This is a genomic window from Rathayibacter sp. AY2B5 (genome assembly GCF_002931645.1).
In the GTDB taxonomy this organism is placed as follows: Bacteria; Actinomycetota; Actinomycetes; order Actinomycetales; family Microbacteriaceae; genus Rathayibacter.
In genome coordinates, this window is the sequence record NZ_PSUE01000001.1 from 130,621 (window position 1) to 149,740 (window position 19,120).

Sequence of the window (19,120 nt, forward strand, 5' to 3'; positions counted from 1 at the left end):
GCGTCGCGGCGTTCTCCGCAAGGCGGAGGAGGAAGCGGTACCGGCGGTATCGCGCCCGACGCTGTCGCCGCGAAGCCGGCGCCCCGCTCCCGTTCGGAGAGGGCTGATCGTGCGTCGCGGCGTTCTCCGCAAGGCGGAGGAGGAAGCGGTACCGGCGGTATCGCGCCCGACGCTGTCGCCGCGAAGCCGGCGCCCCGCTCCCGTTCGGAGAGCGCCGCGACGTGCGATCAGTGGCCGGACCAGGTCTCGACGTTGGCGACGCGGACCTCGATCTCCCGCCCGTTGGGTGCCGTGAAGCGGGCGGTGTCGCCGACGTTCAGGCCCATGATCGCCGATCCGAGGGGGCTCTGGGGGCTGTAGACGTCGAGGTCGCTCTCGCCCGCCATCTCGCGGTTGCCGAGGAGGAAGCGGGACTCGTCGCCGGCGATCTCGGCGGTGATGATGGTGCCGGCCTCGACGACTCCGTGGCTCTCGGGGGGCGTGCCGATCTCGGCTTCGCGGAGGAGGGAGGTCAGCTGGCGGATGCGGGCCTCGATCTTGCCCTGCTCGTCCTTCGCGGCGTGGTAGCCGCCGTTCTCCTTCAGGTCGCCCTCCTCGCGGGCGACCTCGATGCGCTTGGCGATCTCCTCGCGTCCGTTGGTGGACAGCTCGGTGAGCTCCGCCTCGAGGCGGTCGTACGACTCCTGGGTCATCCAGGTCACCTGTGACTGGTCGGCCATGGTGGGCTCCTGCTCTGCGGGCCGCGCTCGCGGCGCCCGGCAGCACCGTGCGGAGGTGTCCGCGTCCGGCGGTGGGGACGGCCGGCGTCAGGCGGCGGTGGGAATGGCGAGGCCCCGACGAGTCCGTCAGGGCTTCGGGCAAGCCTACGGGAGCCAGCAGGAGGAGATCAAACCTGTGTTCGCGAGCTCGGTGGTGCGGACCGTCTCCGTGTAGGAGCGGAAGCGCTCCGTCGAGGCGGGGTACTCCACGACCAGCCAGCCGACCACGGCGGACTGCTCGTTGAGGGCCTGGACCGCGCAGGCGACCCCGCGGCCGACGGGCGCGGTGAGATCGAAGGAGACGGTGACGGTGCGGTCGTCGACGACCTGGTGCGCGGTGTCCTGGACGTCCACCCCGCCGCGTGCTCCGTCGAGTCCGGCCCAGACGACCCAGGCGGCGAAGACGGCGACGAAGGCGAGCGCGACGCCGCCGAAGAGCCAGCGGTTGCCGCGGCGGGTGCGCGTCGTGCGGCCGTAGCGGGTGGCGAGGGGTCCAGCGGCGCGGACGGCGTCCGGATCGAGCGCGGGCGCGGCGGCTCCCTCGACGCTCTCGGACGTGCGGGCGGCCACGGAACTCCCTGGGTGATGCGTCTACTCTGGACGGGTGGCGCGCGTCCTTCGCGGACGGGAGCGCCGATCACATTAAACCCCGAGGAATCGAGCGATCGTGTCCCAGGCCGTCGAGGTCTCCGTCGATTCGGAGGTGCGGGACACTCCGCGCCTCCTCGCCGTGCACGCCCATCCTGACGACGAGTCGAGCAAGGGCGCGGCGACGCTGGCCGCCTACGCCTCGCGGGGCGCCGAGGTCATGGTCGTCTCCTGCACCGGAGGCGAGGCCGGCTCCGTGCTGAACGAGGGCCTCGAGGCCCGCGCGCACGCCGAGCGCGACATCGGCGGCCTCCGCCGGTACGAGATGGCGGCCGCTCGCGAGGCGCTCGGCGTCGAGCACGCCTGGCTCGGCTTCGTCGACTCCGGCATGCCCGAGGACGGGAAGGTCGACGCCGCCTCGTTCGCGGGCCTGCCGCTCGCCACGGCCGCCGCTCCGCTCGTGCGCCTGGTCCGCCGGTTCCGGCCGCACGTGATCATCAGCTACGACGAGAACGGCGGCTACCCGCACCCCGACCACATCCGCGCCCACCAGGTCGCCGTCGAGGCGTACCGCGCGGCGGGCCTCGCCGAGGAGTACCGGGACACGGGCGCTCCGTGGTCGGTCTCGAAGCTGTACTACGACCGCGTCTTCAGCGGCCAGAAGCTGCGGGCGATCGCCGAGCACCTGCGCTCGATCGACCCGGAGGACCCGCGCCTGTCGGTCTTCGAGGAGATGAAGCGCTGGAACGAGGACACCCCGTACCTCGCGACCACGCGGGTCGTGATCTCCGGCTTCCACGATCGGCGCGATGCGGCCCTGCTGGCCCACGCCAGCCAGGTCGCTCCGGACAACGCCTTCTTCTTCCTCCCGCACGAGGCGATCGACGCCGCCTGGCCGACCGACGACTTCCAGCTCGTCGAGAGCCGGGTCGACGCGCCGACGCCCGAGACGGATCTCTTCGCCGGTCTCGACCTGGCCGAGCTCGCCCCGGGCCCGACCGCAGTCGTCCCGCCGATCGCTCCCGACCCCGAGCCCTCGGGGGACGCCCCGGTGTCCCCGGAGCCCGACGGCTCCGGCGTCGTCGTCGCCGACGAGGTGCGCGCGTGATCGCCGCGCTGCTCGAGGGCGCCCAGCGCGCCGTCGTCCTCGCCTCCACGACGGTGCCGACCCCCGGCCCCGAGTTCAACGAGGACACGGTCACGCCGGGCCTCTTCGGCTTCATCACGATGCTCGTGATCGCTCTGGCGGCCGTCCTCCTCGCGCTCGACATGGTCCGGCGCGTGCGGCGCACCACCTACACCGCCCAGGTGAAGGAGCGGCTCGACGCCGACGAGGCGGAGCGCAGCGAGGGCTGAGCCCGGCCCACAGCGGTGGGCCCGGGCCTCTCTAGGCGTTGTACGCGGGGTGGAGCGAGACGATCAGCGCCGCCGTCCAGTGGCAGAGGAACGCCACGGCAGTGAGCGCGTGGAAGATCTCGTGGAAGCCGAAGACGCCCGGGACCGGGTTGGGCTTCTTGATCCCGTAGATGACGGCGCCCGCGGAGTAGCAGAGACCGCCGACGAGGACGAGCACCATCATCGTCGCGCTGGCCTCGAAGAGCGGACCGAGGTACATGACGGCCGCCCAGCCCAGCAGCAGGTAGAGCGGCACGTAGAGCCAGCGCGGCGCGCCGATCCAGAAGACGCGGAAGCCGATCCCGAGCAGCGCCCCCGCCCAGACCAGGACCAGCAGGAGCGTGCCCTGCGCGGGCGGCAGGGCGAGCACGGCCAGCGGCGTGTAGGTGCCGGCGATCAGCAGGAAGATGTTGGCGTGGTCGATCCGCTTGAGGATCATCTTCGTCCGCGGCTTCCAGTCGAAGCGGTGGTACAGAGCGGAGTTGCCGAAGAGCAGGAGCGACGTGGTCGCGAACACCGCGGCCGCCCACTTCGCCGCGGTCCCCTCCGCGACCACGATCAGCACCACTCCGGCGACGATCGCGAGCGGGAAGAGGCCGGCGTGGATCCAGCCGCGCCAGGTGGGCCGGACCTCCGCCGAGGAGTCGTGCTCGATCGCGTCCTCGACGAGGGGGAGGGCGGGCAGGTCCGGGCCGTCCGCTCCGACGGCGTCTCCGCCGCGGTCGGTGCGGGCGCGGGGATCGGACGGGGGAGGCGTCGGCCGCTGGCTCATGCCGGACAGACTACGACGCCGTCCCGGGCCGACGCCGAGCGCCGCCGGGCTTCGAGGAGCGCCCCGGGTCGACTACCGTGTCACTGTGCCGAAGCCGAGACTGCCTGTGGGAAGGGACCTCCTCTACGGCGTCTACAAGAAGCGCCTCCGCTCGAGCCTTCCCCCCGACTCCCTGCCGAACCACGTCGCGATGATCATCGACGGCAACCGGCGCTGGGCGCGGCAGCGGGCCCTCGAGACCGCCGCGCACGGCCACCGGGCCGGCGCCGCCAAGGTGCACGAGTTCCTGCAGTGGTGCGACGAGCTCGGCGTGCGCCACGTCACCCTCTACCTGCTCTCGCAGGACAACCTCGTCGGCCGCGACAGCAGCGAGCTGACCGAGCTGATCGCGATCATCGCCGACCTCGCCGAGGAGGTCTCGCAGCAGCCCGACTGGCGCGTGCAGCACGTCGGCTCCGACGAGGGCCTCCCGCCCTCGCTCGTGGCCGCGCTCGACACGGCGGAGGCGCGCACCGCCTCCCACACGGGCCTGCACGTCAACCTCGCGGTCGGCTACGGCGGGCGGCACGAGATCGCCCAGGCCGTGCGGAGCATCCTGGAGGAGCACGGCAAGCGCGGCTCCTCCATCGAGGACGTCGCGGGCCTGCTGACCCCGGAGCTCATCGGCGAGCACCTGTACACCAGCGGGCAGCCCGACCCCGATCTGGTCATCCGCACCTCGGGGGAGCAGCGCCTCTCCGACTTCATGCTCTGGCAGAGCGCGCACAGCGAGTTCTACTTCATGGAGGCGCTCGGCCCCGACATCCGCGAGGTCGACTTCCTCCGCGCGCTCCGCGACTACGCCGGACGGCACCGCCGCTTCGGCAGCTGACCTCGCGGCTCCTGCCGCACCACCGACCGGAAGGGCCGGCATGAGCTCGAACGAGGCCACCTCCACCACGACCGAGGACTACCTCGCCGGTTTCGGCGAGGAGACCGGGTACCTCGACTTCGGCCGGGTGGGCCCGCTCTCGGCGACCGTCGCCGCCGAGCAGGAGGCGGCCGTCGAGCTGCTGGTGCGCGCGCGCAGCGGCACCCTCGACGAGCTGTTCCGGCAGGACGAGCGCGTCCGGGAGGCGGCGGCGGCGCTCGTGCGCGTCCCCGCCGACCGCGTCGTCTTCCAGCCCAACACCTCGACCGGCCTCCTGCACGCGCTGTTCGGCGCCTCGGGCGCGGTGCTGCTGTCGGCCGCGGAGTTCCCGAGCCTGCCGTTCGCGGCGGTGCGCTCGGCGCAGGCTCTCGGCTCGGTGGAGCCCCGCTGGTTGCGGACCGAGCAGGGACGGGTGACGCCGGAGGCGGTCCGCGAGCAGCTCACGGGCGACGTGACGACCGTCGCGGTGAGCCTGGTCGACTCCCGCACGGGCTACCTCGCGGACGTCGCGGCGATCCGTGACGTGATCGGCGACCGGATGCTCGTCCTCGACGCGATCCAGGGCTTCGGCGTCGTCGACGCGCCCTACGAGCTGGCGGACGTGGTCGTCACCGGCGGCCAGAAGTGGCTCCGCGCCGGCTGGGGGACGGGCTTCCTCGCGCTCAGCGAGCGGGCGCTGTCGCGGCTGACCCCGGTGCTCTCCGGCTGGACGGGATCGGAGCAGGCGGAGCCGTGGGACGAGGTGGCTCCGCCGCGCGGCGACGCCCGCGCCTTCAGCATCAGCAACCCGGACCCGATCGCCCAGGCCCGGCTCGCGTCGGCGCTGGAGGAGGTCGCCGCGGTCGGGCAGTCGACGATCGCCGCGCTCGTGGCGGAGCGGGTCAGCGCGATCGTCGACCTCGCGGACGAGTTCGGACTGGCGGTCGTGGGCTCCCGCGGCGAGCACGAGCGCGCCGGCATCGTGGTCGTCGAGCCGGAGCCGGAGGAACTGGCCCCGCTGGCGGCCTCCCTCGCCGCGCACGGCGTCACCGCGCGCCTGCGTCCGAGCACCGTCCGCTTCAGCGCGCACGCCGGCACCACCGACGCGACCCTCGCGCTGCTCCGCGCCGCCCTGATCTCGTCGGCCACGAACATCGACTACTAGGCCGGATTCCGCGCGTTCACACACTGGTTACACATTCGTAGCGGTGAGAAGCACACGGATGTCATTCGCCGGGTTAGGTTCGAGTCATCAGGTACAGCGCCTGGTCGAGACGGCCACAGAAGTACGGCTCGACATCGCGCAGACGCCGAAGGGACACTGCGCGGTGCACGACACGCACCGATGAGACCGGCTCGAGGACATGAGCCGGGGGCTCCGGCCCCCGGAGTGTGGAGAGTCGTCGTGACAGTTCCCCAGGGCATGGATCCGCAGACCGGGACGCAGGGCGGCGTCCACCGCCGTGTCCAGCACGGCTCCTCGGATCCGGCCGATCAGCTCCTCCGCACCTACGTCCTGGACACCTCGGTGCTGCTGTCGGATCCGTCCTCGATGTTCCGGTTCGCGGAGCACGCCGTCGTGCTGCCGATCGTCGTCATCAGCGAGCTCGAGGGGAAGCGCAACGATCCCGAGATCGGCTACTTCGCCCGGCAGGCCCTGCGCCGCCTCGACGAGCTGCGCGTGCAGCACGAGCGCCTCGACTTCCCCATCGCCGTCGGCCGCGGCGGCACGCTCCGCGTCGAGCTCAACCACTCGAACATGTCGGTGCTGCCGAGCGGGCTCCAGATGGGCGACAACGACGCGAGGATCCTCGCCGTCGCGCTCAACCTGCAGAGCGAGGGCGCCGCGGTCACCGTCGTGTCCAAGGACATGCCGATGCGCGTCAAGGCCGCCTCCATCGGCCTCGCGGCCGAGGAGTACCTGGCCGAGCAGGCCCCCGAGTCCGGCTGGACCGGCATGGACGACGTGACGCTCGGCGGCGACGCGATGAGCGAGCTCTACGACCGCGAGCGGCTCTTCACGGACGTCGTGGCCGACATCCCGGTCAACACCGGACTCGTCGTGCACTCCGACCGCGGCTCCGCTCTCGCGAGGGTCACCGGCAAGCGGCAGATCACGCTGGTCCGCGGCGACAAGGACGTGTTCGGCCTGCACGGGCGGTCGGCGGAGCAACGGCTCGCGATCGACCTGCTGCTCGACCCGGAGGTCGGCATCGTCTCGCTCGGCGGCCGGGCCGGCACCGGCAAGTCGGCGCTGGCGCTCTGCGCGGGCCTGGAGGCGGTGCTGGAGAAGCGCCAGCACAAGAAGATCATGGTCTTCCGGCCGCTCTACGCGGTGGGCGGCCAGGACCTCGGCTTCCTGCCCGGCGACGCGGCCGAGAAGATGAACCCCTGGGCGCAGGCGGTCTTCGACACGCTCGGGGCGCTGGTGTCGCAGAACGTGCTCGACGAGGTGATCGAGCGCGGGATGCTCGAGGTGCTGCCGCTCACGCACATCCGCGGGCGCTCGCTGCACGACGCGTTCGTGATCGTCGACGAGGCGCAGTCGCTGGAGCGGAACGTCCTGCTCACGGTGCTCTCGCGCGTCGGGCAGAACTCCCGGGTGGTGCTGACCCACGACGTGGCGCAGCGCGACAACCTCCGGGTCGGCCGGCACGACGGGGTCGCCTCCGTGATCGAGACGCTGAAGGGCCACCCGCTGTTCGCGCACGTCACGCTGACCCGCTCCGAGCGCTCGGCGATCGCCGCTCTGGTCACCGAGATGCTGGAATCGAACGAGCTCGCCTGACGGGCTCGCCGTGCGTCCGGCCCGTGGGATCCGAGGATCCCCGGGCCGGGCGCGTCCCTGCAGGGCACCGGGGCGTAGCGTGGACGGGTGAGCATCCTCGACGACGCGCTCCTCGAGCGCTTCCGCACCCGCGCGGCCGACTACGACGAGCGCAACGCGTTCTGCGCGGACGACCTGGAGGAGCTGCGCTCGATCGGGTACCTGGCGCTGCTCGTCCCCGAGGAGCTCGGCGGTGCCGGCCTCGGCCTGGAGCAGGCGGCCGCCGAGCAGACGCGCCTCGCGACGGCCGCGCCCGCGACCGCGCTCGCCGTCAACATGCACCTGGTCTGGACCGGGATCGCGCGACTCCTGCTCGAGCGGGGCGACGACTCCCTCCGCTCGGTTCTCGTCGACGCCGCGACGGGTCACGTCTTCGCCTTCGGCAACAGCGAGGCGGGCAACGACCTGGTGCTCTCGGATTCGCTGACGCGGGCGGAGCCGCTCGGGGACGGCGGCTACCGCTTCACCGGCACGAAGGTCTTCACCTCCCTCGCGCCCGCCTGGACGCGGCTCGGCGTGTTCGGCCGCGACGACAGCGGGTCGGAGCCGCGGCTCGTGCACGGCTTCGTGCACCGTGAGCGCCCGGACTCGCCGGTCGCCGGGCTCGAGGTCCGCGACGACTGGGACACGCTCGGCATGCGGGCGACCCAGAGCCGCACGACGGTGCTCGACGGCGTCGTCGTCCCGGCCGAGCGGATGATCCGCTCGCTGCCCGTCGGACCGACCGCCGACCCCTTCGTCTTCGCCGTCTTCGCGGCCTTCGAGCTGCTGATCTCCTCGGTCTACCTCGGTGTCGCGCAGCGCGCGCTCGAGCTCGCCGTCGCCTCCGTCCGCCGACGGGCCTCCCTCCGGGCGGGAGGGCGGCCACTGGCGGAGGACCCCGAGGTGCGGCACCGGGTGGCTGAGACCGGGATGCTGCTCGACGGGCTCGAGGCGCCCCTGCGCTCGGCGGCGGCCGACGTGGACGCGCTCGTCGACCGCGGCGCGCGCTGGTTCCCCTCGCTGGTCGGGGTGAAGATCCGCACCACGGAGGGAGCGCTCCGCGTGGTCGAGAGCGCCGTCCGGATCGCGGGCGGCTCGGCGTACCAGCGCCGGTCGGAGCTCGGTCGCCTCTACCGCGACGTGCTCGCCGGGCAGTTCCACCCCTCCGACGACGCGTCGGCGCACGGCGCCTGGGCGTCGCTCCTGCTGGGACCGCTGCCGCCGCACGACTGAGGCCGGGATGGGACCCGCCGCCGCCCGAGCACGCCGGCGGGCCGCCCTGTGGAGAACTCCGACGCCCCGAGGGCGTCGCCCCCTAGTCTCGGCGGATGCTCCGCGGATCTCTGCTCGACCGGGCCGCCCTGCTCCTCGGCGCCCTGGTGCTCCTCCTGATCGGGGCCCCGCACCTGGGTCGGGCGCCCGGCCTCGTCCCGGTGGCGCTCGCGAGCGTGCCGTTGGTGCTGGCGGACGTGCGCGGGCACCGGCTCCCGAACGCGGTCACGCTCCCGCTGCTGGTGGTCGGAGCCGTCCTCGCGCCCACGGCGGGGACGCTTCTCGCCGTCCTCGCGACGGTGCTGTGCCTGGGCGTGCTGCATGCGGCGGGCGGGCTGGGCCTCGGCGACGTGAAGCTCCAGGCGGCCCTCGCACCGCCGCTCGCGGCTCTCGGACCCGAGCACGTCGTCGCCGCGCCCGCTGTCGGCTTCGCGGTGGCAGGGCTGTGGGTGCTCGTGCTGCGCGTCCGCGGGCGGGTCGCGTTCGGACCGTTCCTGCTCGCAGGGTTCTGGCTGGTGGTCTGACGGCCCGCCTCCGCGCCGAGCGCAGGGACGGGCCGTCGGAGGGCCGGGCTCAGCCGGGGTGGGTCATCGACATGACGTCGAGGGCGCTGTCGAGCTGCTCCTCCGTCACCTCGCCGCGCTCGACGAAGCCGAGGTCCACGACCGACTCGCGGACGGTGATCCCCTTGGCGACCGAGTTCTTCGCGACCTTGGCGGCGGCCTCGTAGCCGATCACCTTGTTGAGCGGGGTGACGATCGAGGGGGAGGACTCGGCGAGGGCGCGGGCGTGCTCGACGTCGGCCTCGAGGCCGTCGACGGTCTTGTCGGCGAGCAGCACGGCGGAGTTCGCGAGCAGGCGGATCGACTCCAGCAGCGCCGTCCCCATGACGGGGATCGCGACGTTGAGCTCGAAGGCACCCGAGGCGCCTGCCCAGGCGATGGTGGCGTCGTTGCCGATCACGCGCGCGCAGACCATGAGGACGGCCTCCGGGATCACCGGGTTCACCTTGCCGGGCATGATCGAGGATCCGGGCTGGAGGTCGGGGATCCGCAGCTCTCCGAGGCCGGTGTTGGGGCCGGAGCCCATCCAGCGGAGGTCGTTGTTGATCTTGGTCAGGCTCACCGCGAGCACGCGCAGCGCTCCGGAGGCCTCGACCAGCGAGTCCCGCGCGCCCTGGGCCTCGAAGTGGTTGCGGGCCTCGGTGACGGGAAGGCCCGTCTCCTCCGCGAGGCGCGCGATGACCTTCTGCGGGAAGCCGGCGGGGGTGTTGATCCCGGTGCCGACCGCGGTGCCGCCGAGCGGGACCTCGGCGACGCGGGGGAGCGCCGACTGCACGCGCTCGATGCCGAGGCGGATCTGCGCGGCGTAGCCGCCGAACTCCTGGCCGAGCGTGACGGGGGTGGCGTCCATCAGGTGGGTGCGGCCGGCCTTGACGACCTCGGCCCACTGCTCCGCCTTGACCTCGAGCGACTCGGCGAGCTGCTCGAGCGAGGGGATCAGCGACTCGATGAGCGCGCCGGTGACGGCGACGTGGACCGAGGTGGGGAACACGTCGTTGGAGGACTGCGAGGCGTTGACGTGGTCGTTCGGGTGCACGGTGCGGCCGAGGGCCGTGGTCGCCAGCGAGCCCAGCACCTCGTTCATGTTCATGTTCGAGGACGTGCCCGAGCCGGTCTGGTACACGTCGATCGGGAAGTGCGCGTCGTAGCCGCCCCCGACGACGAGGTCGGCCGCGTCGGCGATCGCCGTGGCGATGTCGGCGTCGAGCACGCCCAGCTCGGCGTTGGCCAGCGCCGCCGCCTTCTTGATGCGGGCGAGGGCCGCGATCTGGGCAGGCTCGAGGGCCGCACCGGAGATCGGGAAGTTCTCGACCGCCCGCTGGGTCTGCGCGGCGTAGAGGGCGTCGCGGGGGACCCGCACCTCGCCCATCGTGTCGTGCTCGATGCGGAAGTCGCCGGAGTCGTCGGTCGGGGAGTGATCCACCACGCTGTGTTCGTCCTTGTCTGATCGGTTGGTGCTGTGCTGTCCGGAGCCGCTCACGCGGGATCCGATCCCACCGCGCTCGGAGCGGCGGCGGAGGAGGCCGAGCCGGAGTCGCGCTCCAGCTCGGAGACGTAGGGGCTGAGCTCGGGCGGATCGATGCCGAGCACGACATCGGACATCACGGTGCCGTCCGAGAGCCGGTAGTTGGCGCCCACGAGGGCGAGCCGCCCGGTCGCGACAGCGTCGGCGATCAGCGGGGAGCGCTGGAGCAGCTCGGCGACCGTGTCGCGCAGGTGCTCGCGGCCGACGGCCAGCGCGTCGGTCGCCGACGGGTCGACGAGCACGCGGCCGTCCGGCTGGGCGCCCACGAGGCGGCGCACCGCGGGGATGATCGGCTCGATCAGGTGCTCGATGTGCGGGGGGAGCCGCTCGGCGCCGGGCGCCTGCGACTGGATCGCCGCCCGGACCGCTCCGCACTCGTCGTGGCCGAGCACGAGCAGCACCTTCACGCCGAGGACGGCGACGCCGTACTCCAGCGAGCCGATGATGGAGTCGGCGATCACCTGGCCGGCGTTGCGGACGACGAAGAGGTCGCCGAGCCCCAGGTCGAAGATGATCTCGGCCGCGAGGCGGGAGTCGCTGCAGCCGAAGAGCGCGGCGAGCGGGGCCTGCGCGGCGGCGAGCTCGGCGCGGCGCTCGACGTCCTGGCGGGGGTGGCGGGGCTCGCCTGCGACGAAGCGCTGGTTGCCGCGGAGCATCTCCTTCCAGACCCACGCCGGCGGGCGGGACTCGCGGGGGACGGTGCTGCTGGTTCCGAGGCTCATCGGGACTCCTCCTGGCCGATCTGCGGGGTGATGGCGTCCACGACCAGGCGGATCTCGTCCGTCGGGGCCGTGCCGTAGACGAGGTAGGTGCTGGAGCCCTCCGTCGTCTCGAGTGCGTAGGGCGTGTTGCCGGTGTCTTCGCCGGAGTCGCGGTGGTCGTAGACGGTCCAGTCGCGGCCGTCGATCGTCTCGACGCCGGTCGCCGCCCGGCGGTCGAGCTGCGTCGCGACCCAGGCCGCGTCCGCGTCGAGCCCCTGGCTCAGGCCGATGTAGCCCGCCTTCGGGGTGATCAGGCCGACGTACCAGTAGTCGGTGCCGTTCTCGCGGCGGAGCTCGGCCGCGTTGGCCTTCCAGCCGTCGGGCAGGGAGGGCACGGCGAGCGTCTGCTCCTCGCCCAGCTGGACCTGTGCGGCGACGCGGGGGACGTCGACCGAGGAGAGCTCCACGGTGTCGCCGCGGGGGACGAGCAGGACGATGAGCGCTACGGCGCCGACGGTCGCGAGCAGCGAGAAGACGAGGTTGTTGACCGTCTTGCGCTGACGGTAGAGCCGGGAGTTCTCGGCCTTGCGTGCGGCCGTCTCGGCCGCCGTCTCCGGGCGCCCGAGCTCGGCGACGACCCGCGCGGGCTTCGCGCGGCTCATCCGGCGGCCGCCCCTCCGGAGCGGGCCGCGTCCAGCCGGGCGCGTGCTCCGATCAGCCACTCCTCGCAGCGGGCGGCGAGGGCCTCGCCGCGCTCCCACAGGGCGAGCGAGCGCTCGAGGGTGGAGCTGCCCTGCTCGAGCTCGGAGACGACGCGGACGAGCTCGTCGCGCGCCTGCTCGTAGGAGAATCCCGAGACGTCGGAGTCGGTCGCCGGGGCGTCGGGGGAGTCGGGCATGGGTCTGATCCTATCGATCGGGGCTGAGGGGGACGGGTGGCGCGGCGGGCTCAGGACCGGCCGGCGGGATCGCCGGTGGGCCCCTCGGAGCGGGCGCCGACGGCCCCCTCCGCGAGCGTGAGGACGAGTGCGCCGCCGGCCGGCGCGTCACCGGGCGCCCGGACGACGTGCCCGGCCGCGTTCTGGACGATCGCGTAGCCGCGGTCGAGGGTGTGCTGGGGGGAGAGGGCGCGCAGGTGGCCGTGCAGGCGCTCGACCTCGAGGTGCGCGCGCTCGAGGCGGCGGTCCACCAGCTCGGCGCCGCGCGCGACCCAGCGGGTCAGCTCCTCGGAGTGCCGATCGACCAGCACGTGCGGCTGGGCGAGCACCGGCCGCGAGCGCAGCTGCGAGAGCCGGTCGATCTCGTGCGAGACGAGCCCGCTCACGCGGCCGGTCATCCGCAGCCGGGCCTGCTGCACGCGCAGCAGCTCGTCGGAGACGTCAGGCACGACCCTCTTCGCGGCGTCGGTGGGAGTGGAGGCGCGCAGGTCGGCGACGTCGTCGAGCAGCGGGCGGTCGGCCTCGTGGCCGATCGCGCTGACGACCGGAGTGGAGCAGGCGGCGACGGCGCGCACGAGCGCCTCGTCGCTGAAGCCGAGCAGGTTCTGGAAGTCGCCGCCTCCGCGGGCGATGACGATCACGTCGATGCTGTCGTCGGCCTCGAGGGTCCGCAGGGCCGAGAGCACCTCCGGGACCGTCCGGTCGCCCTGCACGGCCGAGTGGACCACCCGGAAGCGCACGGCCGGCCAGCGCAGCTGCGCGTTCCGCAGCACGTCCTTCTCGGCGTCCGAGTCCTTGCCGGTGATGAGGCCCACGCCGTGCGGGAGGAACGGCAGCGGCTTCTTGCGGGAGGCGTCGAACAGCCCCTCCGACGCGAGCTGCCGGCGGAGCCGCTCGAGCTTCTCGAGCAGATCGCCCAGGCCGACGTGGCGCATCTCGAAGACCTGCATCGAGAGCGTTCCGCCCTTGACCCAGTAGTTGGGCTTCACCAGCGCGATGACCCGATCGCCCTGCTTGAGGTCGGCCGGGAGGCGGCTCCGCACCGACGACCAGACGGTGAAGCCGACCGTCGCGTCTCCGGACAGGTCCTTCAGCTTCCCGTAGACGTTGCCGCCGGACGCGCCCCACTGGGTGATCTCGCCCTCGACCCACGCGGTGCCGAGGCGCTCGATCCAGCCCTTGATCTTGCTGGCGAGCAGGCCGACCGGCCAGGGTGCGTCGGCGGTGGGTGGGGCGTCGGTCATCGCTGCCTCTGCTCGGAGGGACGGGGGGAGCGGGAGCGCCCTCCCGCGACGACAACGGTACGGGACGGGTCCGACACCGGGACGGCCCGGGCACAGGATGCACCACGTAGAATCGGGGGGTGAGCCAAGTCCCGATCAGCCTGCCCATGCCGCGCATGCCCCGCGCCACAGGGCGTCTGCGCGACGTCCCCGTCGAGGGCCGCAAGCGCGTCCTCCTCGCCGCGCCCCGCGGCTACTGCGCCGGAGTCGACCGCGCGGTCGTCGCCGTCGAGAAGGCCATCGAGCACTACGGTGCGCCGGTCTACGTGCGCAAGCAGATCGTGCACAACGTGCACGTCGTCTCCACGCTCGAGAGCCAGGGCGCCATCTTCGTCGACGAGGTCGACGAGGTGCCCGAGGGATCGCACATCGTCTTCAGCGCGCACGGCGTCTCGCCGGCCGTCGTCCAGGGCGCGGCCGACCGCGGTCTCCAGGCGATCGACGCGACCTGCCCCCTGGTGACGAAGGTGCACCGCGAGGCCGTCCGCTTCGCGCGCGACGACTTCGAGATCCTCCTCATCGGCCACGAGGGCCACGAAGAGGTCGAGGGCACCGCGGGCGAGGCTCCCGATCACGTCACCCTCGTCGGCAGCCCCGACGACGTGCCGAACATCGTCGTGAAGGACCCGGACAAGGTCGTCTGGCTCTCGCAGACGACGCTCTCGGTCGACGAGACGATGGAGACGGTGCGCCGTCTCCGCGAGCGCTTCCCCAACCTGCAGGACCCGCCGAGCGACGACATCTGCTACGCCACGCAGAACCGCCAGGTCGCGATCAAGAAGGTCGCCGCGGGCGCCGAGCTGGTCATCGTCGTCGGCTCCGCGAACTCCTCCAACTCCGTGCGCCTCGTCGAGGTCGCCCTCGAGTACGGCGCGAAGGCCGCCTACCGGGTCGACTACGCGAGCGAGATCAAGCAGGAGTGGCTCGAGGGCATCCGCACCGTCGGCGTCACCAGCGGCGCCTCGGTGCCCGAGGTGCTCGTCCAGGAGGTCCTCGACGACCTCGCCGCCGCCGGGTACGGCGACGTCGAGGAGGTCAAGACGGCGGAGGAGGACCTGATGTTCTCGCTCCCCAAGGAGCTGCGCAAGGACGTCGCCGGCAAGCGCGACGCCCGTGGCGTCGGTGGACGCATCAGCGCGGGAGCGGGCGCCTAGAGCGTTCCGGCCCGGACACGGAAGAGGCCGCCCTCCCTCGGGAGCGGCGGCCTCTTCCGTGTGCGGTGGAACGGGGATCGACGCTAGACGTCGGTGCCGGCGCCGCTCTGCGAGCCCGACATGCGCGTGACGTACTCCGCGAACGTCGGGTCGCCCAGGATGGCGATCGCCGCGACGATCAGGGAGAGCAGCACGGTCGCCGCGATCCCGAGGATCGGGACGAGCACGGCGCGCTTGCCGGCGCGGAGCCGCCGGATCGAGATCCACACCGCGAAGGCGACGATCAGCGACTGCGCGAGCGCCACCACGACGCCGAGGATCCGTGCGAGCTCCGGCGACGCGTAGGTGCCGATGCCCTGGGAGCGGTAGAGCTCCTGGAGGGTCGTCGCGAAGCTCGAGGGATCGAGCAGCGTCGGCACGGCGAAGAACACGCCGAGCGCGAGCAGCACGATCGTGAGCAGGCGGTCGACGGGATGCGCGACGGGCTTCGCGGCCGGAGCGGTCGCGGGCCTCGGATCGGTCTCCGACCCCCTCGGGTCGGGGACGACCACGGCATCCTCCGGCGGCTGCCACGACCAGCCGGGCGGCGCGTACTCGCCGTACTGCGGCTCCGGACGCCTGTCGCCCGGCTGATCGTGTGCGTTCGTCACGGAGCGGTGCCCTACTTCCCGGAGTTCCCGGCCGAGCCGAGCTGACGGGTCGCCTCGGCGACGCGCGCGGCCATCGCGGTCTCGGCGATCTTGCCCCACGAGCGCGGGTCGTAGACCTTCTTGTTGCCGACCTCGCCGTCGACCTTGAGGAAGCCGTCGTAGTTCTTCAGCACGGTGTCCGCGACGGAGCGGCTGAACGCGTACTGCGTGTCGGTGTCGATGTTCATCTTGACGACGCCGTTGCGGACCGCCTCGGCGATCTCCTCGTCGGTCGAGCCCGAGCCGCCGTGGAAGACGAGATCGAGGGGGAGCGCGCCGGTGCCGTACTTCGCCTGCAGGCCGTCCTGGATCTCGCGGAGCAGCTCCGGGCGCAGTCGGACGTTGCCCGGCTTGTAGACGCCGTGGACGTTGCCGAAGGTGAGGGCGGCCATGTAGCGGCCCTGCTCGCCGAAGCCGAGGGCCTCGACGGTCGCGATCGCGTCGTCGAGCGTGGTGTAGAGGTGCTCGTTGATGTCGTGCGAGACGCCGTCCTCCTCGCCGCCGACGACGCCGATCTCGACCTCGAGGATGGCGTTGATGTTCTTGACGCGCGGGAGGATCTCCTTCGCGATGGCGAGGTTCTCGTCGAGCGGGATCGCGGAGCCGTCCCACATGTGCGACTGGAAGAGCGGCTCGCGACCGGCCTTGACCTCCTCCGCGGAGGCGGCGATCAGCGGGTAGACGAAGCCCTCGAGCGCGTTCTGCGGGCAGTGGTCGGTGTGGAGCGCGACCGTGACCGGGTAGTTCTTGGCGACCTCGGTCGCGAACCTCGCGAAGGCGATCGCGCCTGCCGCGCGGTTCTTCACGGTGTGGCCGGCGAAGTAGTCCGCGCCTCCGGTGGTGACCTGGATGATGCCGTCCGAGCCCGCCTCGGTGAGGCCCTGGAGGACCGCGTTGATCGTCTGCGACGACGAGACGTTGAACGCCGGGTAGGCGAAGCCGCCCGCCTTCGCCTTGTCGAGCATCTCTGCGTACTGGTCCGGGGTAGCGACGGGCATGGCATCTCCTTTGACGGATGAACGAAGGGGGGGGTCGGGCGAGGCCCGCGTCGCGGACGAGTCTAGCGAGGCGCCCCTCCGCGGTCCCTCCGCCCGTGGAGGGCCCTGGACTAGGCTTCGGGCAGGGATGGGGATCCGCTCCGCGGGTCCTGCGACGACGTGCACGAACTCGACGACGAAGGACTCCGCTCTGTGATCGACAACGACTCGCTCTACCTCCACCCCGACCGCAACCTCGGCATGGAGCTCGTCCGCGCCACCGAGGCCGCCGCGATCCGCGCCGTGCCCTTCATCGGCAAGGGCGACAAGAACGCCGCCGACGGCGCAGCGGTCGACGCCATGCGCACCTTCCTCGGGACCGTGAACTTCGACGGAGTCGTCGTGATCGGCGAGGGCGAGAAGGACAACGCGCCCATGCTCTTCAACGGCGAGCATGTCGGCAACGGCTCGGGGCCCGCCGCCGACATCGCCGTCGACCCGATCGACGGCACCTCGCTGACCGCGGCCGGGCGCCAGAACGCGCTCTCGATGATCGCCGTCGCCGACCGCGGCGCGATGTTCGACCCCTCCGCCGTGTTCTACATGGAGAAGATCGTCACCGGGCCCGAGGGCGTCGGGATCATCGACATCCAGCGCCCGATCGGCGAGAACATCCGCGCCCTGGCCCGCGCCAAGCGCAAGCCCGTCGAGGAGATGCGCATCGCGGTGCTGGACCGCCCGCGCCACGCTCAGCTGATCGAGGACATCCGCGCGGCCGGAGCCGGCACGCGCCTCCTGCTCGACGGCGACGTCGCGGGCGGCATCAACGCCGCTCGCCACGACTCCCGACTCGACATGTGCGTCGGCACCGGAGGCACGCCCGAGGGCATCATCACCGCCTGCGCCATCCGCGCGCTCGGCGGAGTGATCCAGGGCATCCTCCGCCCGAAGGACGACGACGAGCGCCAGCGCGCCATCGACGCCGGGCACGACCTCGATCGCGTCCTCCACGCCAACGACCTCGTCCGCAGCGACAACACCTACTTCGTCGCGACCGGAGTGACGAACGGCGGGCTCGTGAAGGGCGTGCGCAAGGAGGGCCACGTCATCACGACGGAGTCCATCGTGCTGCGCTCCCGCTCGGGCACCATCCGCCGCGTGACCGCCCAGCACCTCGCGGAGAAGTGGGTCTAGGCCGTCACGCTCTCTCAGAGACGCCGCACTGCTGCCGAGGCGCCGCTCCGCTGACGGCGCACTCGTCGAGTGCGGCGGCGTCTCGGCGTGCAGGACGCGGAAGGACACCGGCCTCGGTCACCGAGGCGAGCGGGCGGGGCCGCGGCGGGTCTCGAGACGCCTCGCGGGCGCTCCTTCGCCGAGCCGCGGAGGTGGAGCGCCGTCGCGAGCTGCGGTCGTCCGGGTGTCGAGCCGGATGGACGGCGCCGCTCGCGCCCGGCCTGCACGCCCGGTGCTCGCTCAGCGGGGACCCGGGACCCTACGCGCTCCGCTCGGACTCGTCGTCCGCGGCGAGCAGCTCGACGGCGGTGAGGCGGCGCGGCGAGGAGGCGACTCCTCCGACCGGGGCGATGACGCGCGACTCGTCGAGGGAGTCGAACTGGCGCGCGGTGACCAGCACGCGGCTCTCGAGCGAGCCGGCGAAGGCGTTGTAGGAGTCGACCGTCTTCTCGAGCGAGCGGCGCAGGCCCTCGGCGTGGTCGGCGAGGGTGCCGAGACGGGCGTAGAGCGTCTTGCCGAGGTCGAGCAGGCGCTTGGCGTCGTCGGTGAGCACGTCCTGCTGCCAGGTGTAGGCGACGGTCTTCAGCACCGACCACAGGGTCACGGGCGAGGCGAGGGCGACGCGCTTGCGGAACGCGTACTCGAGCAGGCTCGGGTCGGCGTCGAGCGCGCTCGCGAGCAGCGGCTCGCTCGGCACGAACGCGATGACGAACTCGGGGCTCGCCGGGAGCCCGGTCCAGTAGGAGCGGGCGGCCAGCGCGTCCACGTGGCCGCGGAGGGCGCGGACGTGCGCGCGCAGGAGCCCCGCGCGCCGCGCCTCCTCCTCTCCGCCGGCGCCCGCGGGGATCGCGCTCGCCTCCAGGTACGCGTCGAACGGCACCTTGGCGTCCACCGCGATCGCCTTGCCGCCGGGCAGGCGGACCACCATGTCGGCGCGGCCGCGGCCCGCCTCGCCCTCGAGGCCGAACTGCACGTCGAAGTCGACCCGCTGGGTGAGCCCGGCGGCCTCGACGACGTTCCGCAGCTGCGTCTCGCCCCAGGCGCCGCGGCTCGTGGTGGAGCGGAGCGCGGACGCGAGGGTCTCGGTCGTCGAGCGCAGCTGCTCGCCCGCCGCCCGCTGCCCCTCGAGCTGCTCGGTGATCGCCCCGAACTGGGCGGCGCGCTCGCGCTCGAGCCGGCCGACCGCCTCCTGCATGCCGCGCAGGCTCTCGGCGACGGGGGAGAGGGTCTGCAGGATGCGCGCGTCGTGCCGCTCGCGCTCGGCGACGACGCGCAGCTGCTCCTGGAGCTCGCGGATCTGGTCGCGGGCGGAGCCGAGGTGCTCGCGGTGCTGCTCGACGACGGCCTCGTGCCGCTCCTCCAGGCCCTCCGCGCGGGCGCGGGCCGTCGCGAGGTCGAGGGCGAGGGCGGCGTCGGGCGTGCGGGAGCGGGCGAGGAGGACGGCCACGACTCCCGCGAGGAGCGCGCCGACCACCAGGCCGAGGACGAAGGAGAGATCCATGCCGCCGATGACACCACGCACCTCCGACATCGATCGATCGACGCGCCACGACCACCGAACGAGGGCCAGGACGC

General features: G+C 72.7%; 20 protein-coding genes. 9 read left to right on the forward strand and 11 right to left on the reverse strand.

Annotated features, from left to right (window positions below; translation table 11 throughout):
* Positions 1-227 precede the first annotated feature (227 nt).
* Positions 228-719: a transcription elongation factor GreA gene (gene greA / locus C5C30_RS00555; protein ID WP_104225519.1), complete on the reverse strand. Its 492-nt coding sequence runs from the start codon at positions 717-719 to the stop codon at positions 228-230.
* A 144-nt stretch (positions 720-863) separates the two neighbouring features.
* Entirely contained in the window at positions 864-1,328 is a 465-nt protein-coding gene (locus C5C30_RS00560) for a DUF4307 domain-containing protein (protein WP_104332983.1), read from the reverse strand.
* Positions 1,329-1,425: 97 nt separating this feature from the next.
* Between C5C30_RS00560 and mca the strand changes: the two genes are divergently transcribed.
* Together mca and C5C30_RS00570 are read left to right on the forward strand one after the other, a co-directional pair.
* Complete coding sequence (gene mca / locus C5C30_RS00565) at positions 1,426-2,454, forward strand: mycothiol conjugate amidase Mca (RefSeq protein WP_258063623.1); 1,029 nt, start codon at positions 1,426-1,428, stop codon at positions 2,452-2,454.
* Entirely contained in the window at positions 2,451-2,702 is a 252-nt protein-coding gene (locus tag C5C30_RS00570; protein WP_104332984.1) for a hypothetical protein, read from the forward strand. Before mca ends, C5C30_RS00570 begins: the two co-directional genes overlap by 4 nt.
* A gap of 31 nt (positions 2,703-2,733) precedes the next feature.
* On the opposite strand, the gene C5C30_RS00575 is transcribed toward C5C30_RS00570, so the two are convergent.
* The gene (locus tag C5C30_RS00575) at positions 2,734-3,513 is read right to left on the reverse strand and encodes a hemolysin III family protein (RefSeq protein ID WP_104268443.1); all 780 of its coding nucleotides are present in this window, start codon (positions 3,511-3,513) and stop codon (positions 2,734-2,736) included.
* A gap of 106 nt (positions 3,514-3,619) precedes the next feature.
* Here C5C30_RS00575 and C5C30_RS00580 point away from each other — a divergent pair, with 106 nt between their 5' ends.
* The 5 genes from C5C30_RS00580 (at position 3,620) to C5C30_RS00600 (ending at position 9,007) form a co-directional block, all read left to right on the forward strand.
* Positions 3,620-4,384 carry an isoprenyl transferase gene (locus C5C30_RS00580; protein ID WP_279630826.1) on the forward strand — a complete coding sequence of 255 codons (765 nt, stop codon included), beginning with the start codon at positions 3,620-3,622 and terminating at the stop codon, positions 4,382-4,384.
* 40 nt (positions 4,385-4,424) lie between these two features.
* A complete protein-coding gene (locus C5C30_RS00585; RefSeq protein ID WP_104332985.1) occupies positions 4,425-5,567 on the forward strand; it encodes an aminotransferase class V-fold PLP-dependent enzyme in 1,143 nt (380 codons plus the stop codon).
* A gap of 258 nt (positions 5,568-5,825) precedes the next feature.
* Positions 5,826-7,190, forward strand: coding sequence for a PhoH family protein (locus C5C30_RS00590; protein ID WP_104224423.1), 1,365 nt, complete (start codon positions 5,826-5,828; stop codon positions 7,188-7,190).
* An 87-nt stretch (positions 7,191-7,277) separates the two neighbouring features.
* A complete protein-coding gene (locus C5C30_RS00595) occupies positions 7,278-8,444 on the forward strand; it encodes an acyl-CoA dehydrogenase family protein (protein WP_104246630.1) in 1,167 nt (388 codons plus the stop codon).
* A 95-nt stretch (positions 8,445-8,539) separates the two neighbouring features.
* On the forward strand, positions 8,540-9,007 hold the full coding sequence (locus C5C30_RS00600; protein ID WP_104332986.1) for a prepilin peptidase: 468 nt from the start codon (positions 8,540-8,542) through the stop codon (positions 9,005-9,007).
* A 49-nt stretch (positions 9,008-9,056) separates the two neighbouring features.
* Here C5C30_RS00600 and C5C30_RS00605 read toward each other — a convergent pair whose 3' ends face one another.
* Genes C5C30_RS00605 through xseA form a run of 5 tightly spaced genes read right to left on the reverse strand, consistent with a single transcriptional unit; the run spans position 9,057 to position 13,453 of the window.
* Positions 9,057-10,472 carry an aspartate ammonia-lyase gene (locus tag C5C30_RS00605; protein ID WP_104332987.1) on the reverse strand — a complete coding sequence of 472 codons (1,416 nt, stop codon included), beginning with the start codon at positions 10,470-10,472 and terminating at the stop codon, positions 9,057-9,059.
* 50 nt (positions 10,473-10,522) lie between these two features.
* A complete protein-coding gene (locus C5C30_RS00610; RefSeq protein ID WP_208543312.1) occupies positions 10,523-11,293 on the reverse strand; it encodes a carbonic anhydrase in 771 nt (256 codons plus the stop codon).
* The gene (locus C5C30_RS00615; RefSeq protein ID WP_104246627.1) at positions 11,290-11,934 is read right to left on the reverse strand and encodes a DUF4245 domain-containing protein; all 645 of its coding nucleotides are present in this window, start codon (positions 11,932-11,934) and stop codon (positions 11,290-11,292) included. Before C5C30_RS00615 ends, C5C30_RS00610 begins: the two co-directional genes overlap by 4 nt.
* On the reverse strand, positions 11,931-12,170 hold the full coding sequence (locus C5C30_RS00620) for an exodeoxyribonuclease VII small subunit (protein WP_104224418.1): 240 nt from the start codon (positions 12,168-12,170) through the stop codon (positions 11,931-11,933). The genes C5C30_RS00615 and C5C30_RS00620 overlap by 4 nt, the downstream gene beginning before the upstream one ends.
* A gap of 50 nt (positions 12,171-12,220) precedes the next feature.
* Complete coding sequence (gene xseA, locus C5C30_RS00625) at positions 12,221-13,453, reverse strand: exodeoxyribonuclease VII large subunit (protein ID WP_104224417.1); 1,233 nt, start codon at positions 13,451-13,453, stop codon at positions 12,221-12,223.
* A gap of 146 nt (positions 13,454-13,599) precedes the next feature.
* On the opposite strand from xseA, the gene C5C30_RS00630 reads away from it, so the two are divergent.
* Entirely contained in the window at positions 13,600-14,646 is a 1,047-nt protein-coding gene (locus C5C30_RS00630; RefSeq protein WP_104225527.1) for a 4-hydroxy-3-methylbut-2-enyl diphosphate reductase, read from the forward strand.
* 83 nt (positions 14,647-14,729) lie between these two features.
* Here the strand turns inward: C5C30_RS00630 and C5C30_RS00635 are convergent, their stop codons facing one another.
* Positions 14,730-15,296 carry a DUF6264 family protein gene (locus tag C5C30_RS00635; RefSeq protein WP_146081458.1) on the reverse strand — a complete coding sequence of 189 codons (567 nt, stop codon included), beginning with the start codon at positions 15,294-15,296 and terminating at the stop codon, positions 14,730-14,732.
* Positions 15,297-15,307: 11 nt separating this feature from the next.
* Positions 15,308-16,333, reverse strand: coding sequence for a class II fructose-bisphosphate aldolase (gene fbaA / locus C5C30_RS00640; RefSeq protein WP_104332989.1), 1,026 nt, complete (start codon positions 16,331-16,333; stop codon positions 15,308-15,310).
* Positions 16,334-16,573: 240 nt separating this feature from the next.
* Between fbaA and glpX the strand changes: the two genes are divergently transcribed.
* A complete protein-coding gene (gene glpX / locus C5C30_RS00645; protein ID WP_097165697.1) occupies positions 16,574-17,506 on the forward strand; it encodes a class II fructose-bisphosphatase in 933 nt (310 codons plus the stop codon).
* Positions 17,507-17,804: 298 nt separating this feature from the next.
* On the opposite strand, the gene C5C30_RS00650 is transcribed toward glpX, so the two are convergent.
* The gene (locus C5C30_RS00650) at positions 17,805-19,046 is read right to left on the reverse strand and encodes a DNA recombination protein RmuC (protein WP_219812324.1); all 1,242 of its coding nucleotides are present in this window, start codon (positions 19,044-19,046) and stop codon (positions 17,805-17,807) included.
* Between the last annotated feature and the right edge of the window lie 74 nt (positions 19,047-19,120).

What these genes read in the sequence shown, in the direction of transcription:
- greA (WP_104225519.1), bottom strand. Translation starts at nt 719, where the DNA reads ATGGCCGACCAGTCACAGGTGACCTGGATGACCCAGGAGTCGTACGAC.
- C5C30_RS00575 (WP_104268443.1), bottom strand. Translation starts at nt 3,513, where the DNA reads ATGAGCCAGCGGCCGACGCCTCCCCCGTCCGATCCCCGCGCCCGCACC.
- C5C30_RS00585 (WP_104332985.1), top strand. Translation starts at nt 4,425, where the DNA reads ATGAGCTCGAACGAGGCCACCTCCACCACGACCGAGGACTACCTCGCC.
- C5C30_RS00590 (WP_104224423.1), top strand. Translation starts at nt 5,826, where the DNA reads ATGGATCCGCAGACCGGGACGCAGGGCGGCGTCCACCGCCGTGTCCAG.
- C5C30_RS00600 (WP_104332986.1), top strand. Translation starts at nt 8,540, where the DNA reads ATGCTCCGCGGATCTCTGCTCGACCGGGCCGCCCTGCTCCTCGGCGCC.
- C5C30_RS00610 (WP_208543312.1), bottom strand. Translation starts at nt 11,293, where the DNA reads ATGAGCCTCGGAACCAGCAGCACCGTCCCCCGCGAGTCCCGCCCGCCG.
- C5C30_RS00615 (WP_104246627.1), bottom strand. Translation starts at nt 11,934, where the DNA reads ATGAGCCGCGCGAAGCCCGCGCGGGTCGTCGCCGAGCTCGGGCGCCCG.
- C5C30_RS00620 (WP_104224418.1), bottom strand. Translation starts at nt 12,170, where the DNA reads ATGCCCGACTCCCCCGACGCCCCGGCGACCGACTCCGACGTCTCGGGA.
- xseA (WP_104224417.1), bottom strand. Translation starts at nt 13,453, where the DNA reads ATGACCGACGCCCCACCCACCGCCGACGCACCCTGGCCGGTCGGCCTG.
- C5C30_RS00630 (WP_104225527.1), top strand. Translation starts at nt 13,600, where the DNA reads ATGCCGCGCATGCCCCGCGCCACAGGGCGTCTGCGCGACGTCCCCGTC.
- fbaA (WP_104332989.1), bottom strand. Translation starts at nt 16,333, where the DNA reads ATGCCCGTCGCTACCCCGGACCAGTACGCAGAGATGCTCGACAAGGCG.
- glpX (WP_097165697.1), top strand. Translation starts at nt 16,574, where the DNA reads ATGGAGCTCGTCCGCGCCACCGAGGCCGCCGCGATCCGCGCCGTGCCC.
- C5C30_RS00650 (WP_219812324.1), bottom strand. Translation starts at nt 19,046, where the DNA reads ATGGATCTCTCCTTCGTCCTCGGCCTGGTGGTCGGCGCGCTCCTCGCG.